13 protein-coding genes are annotated in these 11,515 nt (G+C 30.2%); 6 read left to right on the top strand and 7 right to left on the bottom strand.

Going from position 1 to position 11,515, the window contains the following annotated elements; translation table 11 throughout:
* The first annotated feature begins 61 nt into the window (after positions 1 to 61).
* Both ACOSP6_RS02525 and ACOSP6_RS02520 read left to right on the top strand, forming a co-directional pair.
* Positions 62 to 577: a hypothetical protein gene (locus ACOSP6_RS02525; protein ID WP_422093167.1), complete on the top strand. Its 516-nt coding sequence runs from the start codon at positions 62 to 64 to the stop codon at positions 575 to 577.
* A gap of 263 nt (positions 578 to 840) precedes the next feature.
* Complete coding sequence (locus ACOSP6_RS02520) at positions 841 to 1,356, top strand: CPBP family intramembrane glutamic endopeptidase (RefSeq protein WP_422093166.1); 516 nt, start codon at positions 841 to 843, stop codon at positions 1,354 to 1,356.
* A 110-nt stretch (positions 1,357 to 1,466) separates the two neighbouring features.
* On the opposite strand, the gene rpsA is transcribed toward ACOSP6_RS02520, so the two are convergent.
* From rpsA to ACOSP6_RS02485, 7 genes are all read right to left on the bottom strand, one after another.
* Entirely contained in the window at positions 1,467 to 3,239 is a 1,773-nt protein-coding gene (gene rpsA / locus ACOSP6_RS02515; RefSeq protein ID WP_422093165.1) for a 30S ribosomal protein S1, read from the bottom strand.
* Positions 3,240 to 3,481: 242 nt separating this feature from the next.
* Positions 3,482 to 3,790 carry a hypothetical protein gene (locus ACOSP6_RS02510; protein ID WP_422093164.1) on the bottom strand — a complete coding sequence of 103 codons (309 nt, stop codon included), beginning with the start codon at positions 3,788 to 3,790 and terminating at the stop codon, positions 3,482 to 3,484.
* 239 nt (positions 3,791 to 4,029) lie between these two features.
* Entirely contained in the window at positions 4,030 to 4,641 is a 612-nt protein-coding gene (locus ACOSP6_RS02505; RefSeq protein WP_422093163.1) for an IMPACT family protein, read from the bottom strand.
* 1 nt (position 4,642) lies between these two features.
* Positions 4,643 to 5,509 carry an EamA family transporter gene (locus ACOSP6_RS02500; RefSeq protein ID WP_422093162.1) on the bottom strand — a complete coding sequence of 289 codons (867 nt, stop codon included), beginning with the start codon at positions 5,507 to 5,509 and terminating at the stop codon, positions 4,643 to 4,645.
* Positions 5,506 to 6,117 (bottom strand): HAD family hydrolase, encoded by a 612-nt coding sequence (locus ACOSP6_RS02495; RefSeq protein ID WP_422093161.1) that lies wholly within the window; start codon positions 6,115 to 6,117, stop codon positions 5,506 to 5,508. Before ACOSP6_RS02495 ends, ACOSP6_RS02500 begins: the two co-directional genes overlap by 4 nt.
* Complete coding sequence (ribD, locus tag ACOSP6_RS02490; RefSeq protein ID WP_422093160.1) at positions 6,110 to 7,129, bottom strand: bifunctional diaminohydroxyphosphoribosylaminopyrimidine deaminase/5-amino-6-(5-phosphoribosylamino)uracil reductase RibD; 1,020 nt, start codon at positions 7,127 to 7,129, stop codon at positions 6,110 to 6,112. Before ribD ends, ACOSP6_RS02495 begins: the two co-directional genes overlap by 8 nt.
* 24 nt (positions 7,130 to 7,153) lie before the next feature.
* Positions 7,154 to 7,618 carry an LEA type 2 family protein gene (locus tag ACOSP6_RS02485; RefSeq protein WP_422093159.1) on the bottom strand — a complete coding sequence of 155 codons (465 nt, stop codon included), beginning with the start codon at positions 7,616 to 7,618 and terminating at the stop codon, positions 7,154 to 7,156.
* 51 nt (positions 7,619 to 7,669) lie between these two features.
* On the opposite strand from ACOSP6_RS02485, the gene prmC reads away from it, so the two are divergent.
* The 4 genes from prmC (at position 7,670) to ACOSP6_RS02465 (ending at position 11,513) form a co-directional block, all read left to right on the top strand.
* Positions 7,670 to 8,518 carry a peptide chain release factor N(5)-glutamine methyltransferase gene (gene prmC / locus ACOSP6_RS02480; RefSeq protein WP_422093158.1) on the top strand — a complete coding sequence of 283 codons (849 nt, stop codon included), beginning with the start codon at positions 7,670 to 7,672 and terminating at the stop codon, positions 8,516 to 8,518.
* A 15-nt stretch (positions 8,519 to 8,533) separates the two neighbouring features.
* Positions 8,534 to 9,472: a pentapeptide repeat-containing protein gene (locus tag ACOSP6_RS02475; RefSeq protein ID WP_422093157.1), complete on the top strand. Its 939-nt coding sequence runs from the start codon at positions 8,534 to 8,536 to the stop codon at positions 9,470 to 9,472.
* A gap of 56 nt (positions 9,473 to 9,528) precedes the next feature.
* A complete protein-coding gene (locus ACOSP6_RS02470) occupies positions 9,529 to 10,713 on the top strand; it encodes a THUMP-like domain-containing protein (RefSeq protein ID WP_422093156.1) in 1,185 nt (394 codons plus the stop codon).
* A 185-nt stretch (positions 10,714 to 10,898) separates the two neighbouring features.
* Positions 10,899 to 11,513, top strand: a complete 615-nt coding sequence (locus ACOSP6_RS02465; RefSeq protein WP_422093155.1) for a hypothetical protein — start codon at positions 10,899 to 10,901, stop codon at positions 11,511 to 11,513.
* Positions 11,514 to 11,515: the final 2 nt, after the last annotated feature.

Below are 11,515 nucleotides of genomic sequence, written 5' to 3'. Positions count from 1 at the left end.
TGCTAGTAAAATTATAATTAGCGAAAAAAACTATATTTGTGTCAAAATTTTAAAATTAGTTATGGAAAACGAATTAAATTCAGAAAAAACTGCCTGCTCTTTTTGTAAAAGTCCTATTGAGGAAGATGTTATTTTTTGCTCGGAATGTGGTCATCCTGAAAATGGAACAGATAAACAAAGAGCACAATTCTTTGCTAAAAGAGCAATGAACAAGAACAAAAAAATTGATGATGAGAAAAAAATTAATTCTGCTAGAAATATACTCTTTGCCTTATCTGCATTAATGGCCATCTTCGGATTCATAATATACTCACAAACAGATGAATTAATTAGTTTAGGTGTAAATTTCTTTGTTGCATTCATCTATTTAACCCTAGCTTTTTGGTCGGAACAAAAACCTTTTATTTCTTTATTAATAGGCTTGTTATTATATATCACAATTTTGATTATAGGATTCATTATAGATCCAACATCTATTGTTAGAGGAATATTATGGAAAATATTAATCATTTCATTACTAGCTAAGGGGATGCACTCCGCATTAGAATTAAAGAATAAAGGAACTAACGAGTTATAAGGATGTTGAGCTTTTGTGCCAATTGTAATAAAAATTATGAAACTCAGGTAAACTTTTGTACTGAATGTGGCTTAAGAATAAAAAAAGTTAAGAGTAATAACAACAGAGATACGGTAAATGCTATTTTGGGTTTTTACATTGTTATGATTTGTTATTTAGCACTTTCAAATTTTATATTCAGAGCATATCAAAATAACCTATTAGTCGATATTGGTATTGAATTATTATTTATTGGTATCGTTTTGATTTTTTGCTTTTATAACTTGAAGGAAATTATAACGCTTTACAAGTTTCCCGAAATAGCGGTTTCTAAGTACATAAAATATTTATCAATAACATTGATTTTCTGCTTTTTAGTCTATTTCGGAATAGGAAAATTAAATGAGTTTATATTCCCTAATGAAAACTTAAATATTCTATATGATTATTCCTATTTAGAGCATCCTTTTCTTTGGTCTATATTGTTTGTAGCAATTTTACCTCCTATTTTTGAAGAATTAGCTTTTAGAGGTTACTTATTTAATAACTTGTTAAAACTAATATCACCTAAATCAACAATAATAGCTACAGCCTTTTTATTTGCGTTGATTCATATATCCTTTATTTCAATTATATGGATTTTTCCGTTTGGCTTATTTCTAGGTTATTTACGAAAAAGATATAATACTTTATGGATTCCTATGCTTGTGCACTTTACACATAACTTTGTAGTGCTAATTTTAGATTACTATTTCTACAATAAAGAACTCACAGCATTATTATTTGAAAATGGTTTATAAGTGTTACTAATTAATTTCTTATAAATTAAATTTAACTTAAAAAGAGAATTTTATTCATAAAAAAACCACTACAAAATTGTAGTGGTTTTCTATATCATATGGACTTCGGATTACTTTCCTTGTTCCATTTTCTTCTTTAATTCAGCTAATCCACCGATATCACCTAAAGTAGTTTTTTCAGTTTCTTGAGCTTTTTTAGCTGCAGCTTTCACATTTCTTTGCTCTTCTTCTCTGAAGATTGAAGTATGAGAAACAACTATCTTACGATATTCTTTACTAAATTCAGTTACCATAAATTCAACAGTATCACCTTTAGCTAATTTACCACCGTCTTCTTTTTCTAAGAAACGAGTTGGAGCAAATGCTTCAATACCGTCTTCAAAAGTTACTGTAGCTCCTTTATCGTTTTTAGCTGTAATAGTTCCTTCGAACTTAGATCCGATAGCATACTTAGCTTCATGAGCATCCCAAGGATTATCTTGAGTTTGCTTGTGTCCTAAGTTTAACTTACGGTTTTCAACATCTAATTCTAAAACTTGAACCGCTAATTTATCTCCAACAGTTACAAACTCTGATGGGTGCTTAACTTTCTTAGTCCAAGATAAGTCAGAAATGTATACTAATCCGTCAATACCTTCTTCTAATTCTACGAATACACCGAAGTTAGTATAGTTACGAACAGTTCCTTCGTGCGTAGAACCTACAGGATACTTAGTAGTAATATCTGTCCATGGGTCTGGGTGTAATTGCTTCATACCTAAAGACATTTTACGCTCTTCTCTATCTAAAGTTAAGATTTGAGCCTCAACTTCGTCACCTACTTGTACGAAATCTTGTGCAGAACGTAAATGAGTAGACCAAGACATTTCAGATACGTGGATTAATCCTTCAACTCCATCTTCTACTTCTACAAACGCACCATAGTCAGCTAAAACAACTACTTTACCTTTTACTTTGTCTCCAACTTTTAAACCACCATCTAAAGCTTCCCAAGGATGAGCAGATAATTGCTTTAATCCTAATTGGATTCTAGATTTGTTATCATCAAAGTCTAAGATTACTACATTTAATTTTTGATCTAACTCAACAACTTCACTTGGGTGGTTGATACGAGACCAAGATAAATCAGTAATGTGAATTAATCCGTCAACACCTCCTAAGTCAACAAATACACCATAAGAAGTTACATTCTTAACAACTCCTTCTAATACTTGTCCTTTTTCTAATTGACCGATGATTTCACGTTTTTGCTCTTCTAAGTCAGCTTCGATTAACGCTTTATGAGAAACTACTACGTTCTTAAATTCGTGGTTAATTTTAACAACCTTGAATTCCATAGTTTTTTCAACATATTGATCGTAATCACGGATAGGCTTAACATCGATTTGAGATCCTGGTAAGAATGCTTCGATTCCGAAAACATCTACAATCATACCACCTCTAGTTCTACACTTAACAAAACCGTTAACGATTTCTCCAGTTTCGTGTGCATTGTTAACTCTATCCCAAGCTTTAATTACACGTGCTTTTTTGTGAGATAATACTAATTGACCTGAAGAATCTTCTCTTTTGTCAACTAATACTTCTACTTTGTCACCAACAGCTAAGTTAGGGTTGTAACGGAATTCGTTTAAAGAAATAACTCCTTCAGATTTAGAGTTAATATCAATAATCGCGTCACGATCAGTAATACGAACTACTTCACCTTCAATTACGTCACGCTCGTTTACGAAACCTACAGTTCCTTCTAAAGCTTTTTCGAATTCTTTTAATTTAGACTCATCAACTTCATCAATACCTTCTTCGTATTTATGCCAATTAAATGTTGCTAAAAATTCTGCTGGATTTACTGCTTCTGCAGTTTTTTTTGTTTCTTCAGACATGTCTGAGAATAATTTTTGTATCTTTTTGTTAATCAGATTTTTAACGATATTAACTCAAAGAGAAATTAAACTTAATAAAATAATTTTTCACCCTTTTCTAATCTGTTCTCGTAAAAAGGAGTGCAAATTTACAAAATAATATTTATTTAACCTAAAATGATTTGGTTTATAGTTATTTAAATCAAAAAACCGTTACAAATTTTTGTAACGGTAAGTATTTCTTTCAGATTTAGTTAAGAAAATTAATCCTCATCTTCCTCTTCATATTCTTCATCTTCATAAGGATCAGCTTTCAACAATAATGCAAAAACTGTTTTTTCATCTAAATTCATGAAGTCTTTATACAAAATTTCTGTAACCTGATCTTTAGTTTTATTCTCTTTAAACAAGTCATATGCTTTTTCCGGAGCACCTTTTATTACATCTTTCACTAATTCTTTCCCAAACTGAAGTATTTCGGCTTTTGGCATTCCAGCATCCATCATTGGTTTAACATTCGCTACTACACTAATTGCCGCTGCTTTACATATATTTTCTTTAGTTAATTTCATATTTGCTTGAGAAAACAAATGGAACGAACTAAGTAAAAAAACGATAATTACTAGGTTTTTGATTTTCATTTTTCTTGATTTAAAAGGTTAACAATATTATTATCTAAAATAAACTATTAACTTCTATTAATCAGAAATATTTCACTAAAACTAAATTATAATTTTCTAATCCCAATTTTAATAGAAAACTAGATTAATTCTACATGTAAACAACTTTACTATTCGCTTTAAATGTAAAATCAATTAATTATAGTTATTTCTACTTTATAAAGACTATTAATTTGTTCAAATAAACTCTCTGAGTCATTTTTTCTTACAGAAATGACATACTCACATTCCAATTCTAACTTTTGATTCAGAATTTCAAGTTGATTCTTTTTAATAATCTGCTGAACTTTATTCATCATATCGTAACCAAATGTTAGTTTAAAATGCACATCAATTGTTTTCTCAATAATCTCTGAAGCCTCCAAAGCCATTTTCGCAGAAGTTCTGTATGCATTAATTAACCCTCCTACTCCTAACTTGGTTCCTCCAAAATATCGAACAGAAACAATTAAAATGTTTGTTACATCAAAAGCTTGAATTTGCCCATAAATTGGTTGACCTGCGGAATTGCTGGGCTCTCCATCGTCATTTGCTCTAAAACGAATATTCTCTGTACCTAACTGCCATGCATAACAATGATGCGCAGCATTTGGATGTTGTTTTCTTAATTCATCTAAACAATCTTTTATATGATCTTCAGTTGAAACTGGAAAAGCATAACCAAAAAACTTACTATTTCTGTCCTTGAATAGCGTTTCCTCTGAAGGTTTTATAAGTGTTTTATACGTATCCTTTTGTTCCATTTTAATCCTTCATAATTAAAAGAATACTAATTACTGCAATTAAAACTCCCAACCAGTTCTTATTTTCTAGTTTCTCTTTAAATAAAAACAACCCGAAAAGCGTAGTTAATAAAACTATACTAACATTATTTATGGTAAACAGCACAGAACTTTCAATTCCTTTAATCTTTAGCGCTCGAATTAGAAACTCAATAGAAAAGTAATTAGGAATTCCTAAACCAATTCCACCAATAATACTTTTCATTTCAAACTTTTCCTTTTTTCGAACAATCTGAAAAAGTAAAAACAGAATTCCAAATATGAATGCAATTCCAAAAATATACGCAGAGAAAATAGAAACACTTTCTTCAGGAACAAAGTTCAACTCTGTATATTTCAATAAGGTATCAATTGCTCCAGAACCTAGGAATAAAATAACAGGAAGTAACAATGAACTCCCTTCAAAACTTCTTGATTGATTAGTTTTCACAGAAGTTAAATACACAGCAACTAATGCTAATAAAATTCCTATTACTTTGATTAATGAAATGGTCTCATTATACAATAAAATTCCGAATACAATTGGAATTACTACCGCCATTCTTCCAGAAACAGAAGCAACCGAAAGTCCGTTGCGTTGAGAAGTGGTTGCCATCACATTAAAAATAGTAATGAATAAAAATCCTAGGACTAGAGCTCCATAAAACCAATCTTGCTGCGGAATTGACGCAACAGAAACCTTCACATCAGAATATGAATAACCAATTATAAAGGCAACAATATAGTTTACAACTATTGCTTGAAATGTATTTACTTTGAAAACATCGAATAATTTAAATATCACATATAAACTACTCGAAATTAAAATGCTTAAGATTAAATAAATCATACCTTAAACTCCTCTCTATTAAATAATTCAACAACGTCATCCTTTCCTGGCTCATTGTTCCAAACATGAATTCCTAATTGCTTTGCAGCATTCGTGTTATCTGTAGTATCGTCGATAAAAATCGTTTCTTTAGGATTTAAGCTATTCTCTTTTAGTACAAACTCATAGATATCAGCATTTGGCTTTCTCATGTGAATTTCGTGAGACAAATAAAACTGCTCGAAGCAGTTTTTAAATTCATTATATAAATCCTTTCCCCAATCATTCTGAATCCAAGAAATATGTAAATCATTAGTATTACTTAAAAGGAACAATCGATACTTATTTGAAGCGGCTAATTCTTTTAAAAATCGTAATCGTTCTAAAGGAAAATCTAATAAAATAGCATTCCAAGCTTTTATCAAGTCTTCTTTATCTATGCTAAACTCATTATGAAAATACCCTACAAAATCTTCTGTTGAAATCAGACCCATTTCATAATCATAATACACTTGCATCATTTTTTCAGAAATCTCCTTTACTCCTAGCTTATATAATTCTCTATAAGTCGCCTCCTTATCTAAATTAATGAATACATCACCAAAATCGAAAATGATATTTTTAATCATTTATATATGTTCTTAATATGTTGTTTGCTATTTTCTCTTCTCTTTCTAATCGTGCATTTAAAACAGGAGCTTTCACCCCATCTTCAAAGCTATTTTTACCAATAAACACTTGTGCTTCATCCCATAGATTTTCATCTATAAATGATTGTAAAGTAACCGCACCACCTTCAATTATTACAGATTGAATTTTATGTTTTGATAAGACCTCTAAAATTTGATTCGGTACATTACTATGAAAATCAATCTTTTCGAAAATTAGGTTTTCATCCAAACTCTTTTGCTCTTGCTCTGTAATAAAAATTGTTTTTACTGAATTATCATAAACCGCTAATTCTTTATTCAGTTTTAACGAACGATCTAAAACCACACGAACTGGATTTTGCCCCGTCCAACTTCTTACATTCAATTTTGGATTATCTGCTAATACAGTTTTTGTACCAACTAGAATTGCATGTTCTTCTGCTCTAAACTTATGAACCAATTGTTTCGCATATTCATTTGAAATCCATACTGGAGACTGATTATCTTTTTCTTTTGGAGCTATAAATCCATTTGAAGTTTCTGCCCATTTTAAAATAACAAATGGTCTTTTTTTATTTTGAACCGTAAAAAAACGTTTGTGATGTTGTTTACACTCTTCCTCTAAAACACCAACAAATACGTTACAACCGTTCTTTTTTAGCTTTTCTATACCTTTTCCTGCAACGACACTATGAGTATCAATTGTTCCTACAACAACATTTGGAATCTTTTTTTCAATGATTAAGTCGGAACAAGGCGGTGTTTTTCCAAAATGTGAACAAGGCTCTAAGGTTACATAAATGGTAGATTTTACCAATAACGACTCGTCTTTTACGGATTGAATAGCATTTACTTCAGCATGTGGACCTCCATAAGGGCTCGTGAATCCTTCTCCTATAATTTTGTCGTTATAAACAATTACTGCTCCAACTGAAGGATTTGGACGTGTTGTGCCAATTCCATTTTTTGCCAACTCTAAGCATCGGCGCATATATTTCTCGTTGAAATCCAACAGCTATAATTTAATTTTTACTTCTTGTGTTTTATCAACCTTGTAAGTATTCGAAAAACCTAAAACTTTATATTTGATATCACCCTTAAACTGAACATTTACTTTTTCGTTAATTAACGTTCTTAAAAGTCCACCAAGAATACCTCCTTTATCTTTTTCGAATATTTTATTTGTGGGTATTAATACGTCTAATGGAATTGTAAATTCTTTGTTTGCAGGAACTTTAAATTCCTCCGAAGAAACCTTTGCTACTTCTGCCCCATCTACAATTACTTTAATTTCATCTGTCGAAATTTTCCCGCCTATATCATTCTCATTTTTAAAGAAAGCTTTTGCTTGTAAATGAATTGTATCGCTTCGTAACGACAAAAACTGAATTTCATCAACCTTTATAAAAGTGGGTTTCTTTTTTACTGAACAATTCAATAAAAAAATAGAGATAACAATTAGATATAGTATGTTCTTCATTTGTTTTCTATACTTTTGAAAAGCCAAAAATACCATTTTTACATTGATTATATGAAGCTAAAAGACTTCAGAACTTTTTTCAACGAGGAACTCACTGATTTATATCCTAAAACAGAAATAGACGCATTTTTCTTTAGAGCAATTGAAAGCGTTCTAGAGTTACAATTGATGGATGTTTTTACAAAACAAGATTTTAAAATTGAGGAAAACAAACTTGTCACTTTGAAATCAGTTTTAGATAAGCTTAAAAATGAAGAACCTATTCAATATATTTTAGGTGAAACTGAATTCTACGGTTACAAATTCAAAGTGAATTCTGATGTATTAATTCCAAGACCCGAAACGGAAGAATTGGTTAGTTGGGTAACAGAAACTTGCAATTCTGATAATAGAGTACTCAATATTTTAGATATTGGAACTGGTTCTGGTTGCATTGCGATTTCCGTTAAAAAAGAGATAGAAACTTCAAAAGTTACAGCTTTCGATATTTCTGAGAAAGCTCTGGAAACTGCAAAAGTAAATGCAAAACTAAACGATGCCGATGTAAATTTTATTCATCATGACATCTTATCTGATACCAAAGTTCATCAAATGTTTGATGTTATAATTTCGAATCCACCATACGTTCGAGAATTGGAAAAAGTCGAAATAAAAAACAATGTTTTAAATAATGAGCCACATTTGGCGTTATTTGTTGAAGATGATAATCCTTTGATGTTTTACAAACGTATTGCAGACTTTGCCAAAACTAATTTAAACCAAGATGGCGTATTGTTTTTTGAAATCAATCAGTATTTGGGAGAAGAAACAAAACAAATGTTATTGCAAAAAGGATTTAAAGATGTAGTTTTAAAGAGCGATTTGTTTGGAAATCACAGGATGATAAAAGCTAATTTTTAAAAAATACATGTATTTATGGAAGGTAATTTTCAAGAAGAATTAGAAAAATTAAAAAAAGAAAATGAAGCTTTACGTAATGAAATGAGCAAAGCTTCTGAAAAGAAAAAACGTAAACAAGAACGCACGAAAAAAACACTCTCTTGGACTTGGAGTATGTTTGCTGGCGCTTCACTAAAAAATAACTTTAATCAGTGGTTTACAGAATTCCACACCCAAGAAAGAGTTTCACCAAATACTTCAGCGAGTTTACTTACTTCATTAGTTAAAAGATTTGTTAGAGTACGTTTATTAAGTGTAATCTTACTTCTGTTCTCTATATTTCCCTCATTAGTTTCATTGTATATTTTAATAAAACAAAACGAATTAATTAAAACTCAAAACTTACTAGTTGAAGGTTCGAGACGATCTTCTTATAGCTATCAATTAGCACAAGTATTAGATGATATCGATAGAGGCTATTCATCAAAAACTAGAAATAGAATTATTTCTCTATGTAATGTTCTTAAACCATATAGGTATCTAGATGAAAATGGAAAATCTACAGTATACTATAGCCCAGAGAGAACTCAAGTTCTATTATATTTAATCAATTCTCAAATGAGTAATGCCGAAAAAAGTGTTTTGTTTGATAATATCGATTTCTCCTATTGCGACTTAAGAAATGTAGATTTATCTGGAAAATATTTAGCAGGAATTAATTTGTCTAATTCTAATTTGGATAATTGTGAATTAAATAAAGCTCGATTAGATAATGCCGATTTTACAAAAGCCTCATTAAGAGGTATTCAGTTTTCAAATGGCTGGGCTAAAAACACATCATTTAGAGAAGCTGATTTAACCAACGCAAACATTACAAAGGCAGTAGATTTAACTGGAGCAGATTTTACTGATGCTGATACTGACGACACCAACTTTAGTCTGTCAGATATTACAAAAACTAAAGGATTAAAATAAATCTAGAAATTTTAAAATATCTGTACTTTTGATTAACCAACGCTAAATTTTCTTTTTTGAACGAAGCTATTTTAAAAACAGAAGTACAGAATTTTATCAACGATAATATTAACGAGGATGTTTCTAAAATCATCTTTAAAGGCAGTCCTTTTGAAGAAATTTCAGTTCAGGAGCTCGCAAATCAAATTGTAGCTAAGAAAAAAAGTCAAAAAAAGTTACCAACTTGGTTTGCATCAAAAAACATATACTATCCACCAAAAATTTCAATTGAACAAACTTCATCAGAAATCACGGCAAAATATAAATCTGAAATTATTAGTGGCAATTCGCTTATTGATTTAAGTGGTGGATTTGGAATCGATTCTTTTTATTTTTCAAAAAAAGTAGAAAAAGTCACTCATTGCGAAATCAATCAAAATCTTTCAATAATTGTAAAGCATAATTACGAACAATTAGCGGTTAACAATATAGATACACTAGCCGTTGATGGAATTTCTTTCTTAAAAAATTGTGAAGATAATTTTGACTGGATTTATATTGATCCTTCTAGAAGGGATAACACTAAGGGTAAGGTTTTTTTATTGAAAGATTGTACTCCTAATGTGCCTGAGGAGTTGGATTTATTATTTTCAAAATCAGAAAATATTCTGATAAAAGTTTCTCCTATTTTGGATATAACTTCTACATTGAAAGAATTAAAACATACCAAAGAAATTCACGTAGTTGCAGTAAACAATGAGGTTAAGGAACTTTTATTTGTATTAAAAAAAGATTTTACACAATCGACCACTATTAAAACAGTAAACCTAAAGGTTACAGGAAATCAGTATTTTAATTTCAATTCAGAAGATGAAACTCACTTAGAAAACATATACTCTCTTCCTCAAAAATACTTATATGAACCAAATGCTGCGATCTTAAAGTCTGGAGCTTTTTATAAGATTCCTGAAAGATTCAACTTAAAAAAACTGCACCAACACTCACATCTTTATAGCTCTAATGATTTAATTGATTTTCCTGGTAGAAAATTTATTATTAATTCAATAGTACCATACAATAAAAAAGAAGTCAGGAAAAGTATCCCTAATAAAAAGGCCAATATAACCGTAAGAAATTTCCCTAAAACAGTAGAACAAATAAGAAAGGAAACTAAGATTACTGATGGCGGAGATACGTACTTATTTTTTACAACATTAATAGATAATAGTAAAGTTATGATTATCAGCAAAAAAATTAGCTAGATTTTATTATATTTGAAGCGGTTACAACTTTTGTAAAGGGTAACTACTATAAGTGTTTTAAGGGGGAAACACGTGGAAGCCTTGATAAAATTCAAGGCTTCCGTCCCCTTTTAAGTTCAATTCCCTCCCTATTTCGAAAAGATTTGTATTTTAGCTTTATAGAATTTTTAAACTAGCCTATACCTATGCCTTTTTTAAACGATCAAGAATACGAAGATTTACAGGAGCAAGTAAAAAATCTTACTTCTAAAAATGAAGAACTTGAAACAGAAATTTCTGCCAAAGAAGAAGAATTAGGTGATGTTAAAAGTACTGCTCGAAACAGAAATATCTTATTGAGTTTTTTATCTGGTGTTTCCATAGCTGCGGCTGTATATTTTTTCCAAAATCAATCTGGTAGTACTATTGATATCTCAGAAATCAAGAAAGCCGAAGCGACTCGAGTTTTAGATAGTATTAGCGATTTAACTGCTGATGCAGACTACTTTGATGATTCAGATGATAATGAAGGAAGTACTGGTTTAGAAAGTGGAATTAGTAAAATTAAAAACAATATTAAAAACGAAGTTGTTTACTCTGTACAAATTGGTGCTTTTACAAATAAAAAATACCCACTACTTTCTAAAACTATTGCGGGTACACTTTCAAATGAAGAGTACTTAAGATACTCAATCGGATTATTCTCAACGTTAAAAGAAGCTCAGAATTTTAGAAGACAATTATTAAAATTAGGATTTAATGATGCCTTCGTTGCCTCTTATGTTAACGGTAAAAGAAAAGAAATACATAAACCTTATTAATT

Source organism: Tenacibaculum sp. MEBiC06402 (assembly GCF_049239625.1).
Lineage (GTDB): Bacteria > Bacteroidota > Bacteroidia > Flavobacteriales > Flavobacteriaceae > Polaribacter.
The sequence above is the reverse complement of the archived record's forward strand: the minus strand, read 5'-3'. Positions and strand labels throughout refer to the sequence as shown.

What these genes read in the sequence shown, in the direction of transcription:
- rpsA (WP_422093165.1), bottom strand. Translation starts at nt 3,239, where the DNA reads ATGTCTGAAGAAACAAAAAAAACTGCAGAAGCAGTAAATCCAGCAGAA.
- prmC (WP_422093158.1), top strand. Translation starts at nt 7,670, where the DNA reads ATGAAGCTAAAAGACTTCAGAACTTTTTTCAACGAGGAACTCACTGAT.
- ribD (WP_422093160.1), bottom strand. Translation starts at nt 7,129, where the DNA reads ATGCGCCGATGCTTAGAGTTGGCAAAAAATGGAATTGGCACAACACGT.
- ACOSP6_RS02495 (WP_422093161.1), bottom strand. Translation starts at nt 6,117, where the DNA reads ATGATTAAAAATATCATTTTCGATTTTGGTGATGTATTCATTAATTTA.
- ACOSP6_RS02525 (WP_422093167.1), top strand. Translation starts at nt 62, where the DNA reads ATGGAAAACGAATTAAATTCAGAAAAAACTGCCTGCTCTTTTTGTAAA.
- ACOSP6_RS02505 (WP_422093163.1), bottom strand. Translation starts at nt 4,641, where the DNA reads ATGGAACAAAAGGATACGTATAAAACACTTATAAAACCTTCAGAGGAA.
- ACOSP6_RS02465 (WP_422093155.1), top strand. Translation starts at nt 10,899, where the DNA reads ATGCCTTTTTTAAACGATCAAGAATACGAAGATTTACAGGAGCAAGTA.
- ACOSP6_RS02510 (WP_422093164.1), bottom strand. Translation starts at nt 3,790, where the DNA reads ATGAAATTAACTAAAGAAAATATATGTAAAGCAGCGGCAATTAGTGTA.
- ACOSP6_RS02500 (WP_422093162.1), bottom strand. Translation starts at nt 5,509, where the DNA reads ATGATTTATTTAATCTTAAGCATTTTAATTTCGAGTAGTTTATATGTG.
- ACOSP6_RS02475 (WP_422093157.1), top strand. Translation starts at nt 8,534, where the DNA reads ATGGAAGGTAATTTTCAAGAAGAATTAGAAAAATTAAAAAAAGAAAAT.
- ACOSP6_RS02485 (WP_422093159.1), bottom strand. Translation starts at nt 7,618, where the DNA reads ATGAAGAACATACTATATCTAATTGTTATCTCTATTTTTTTATTGAAT.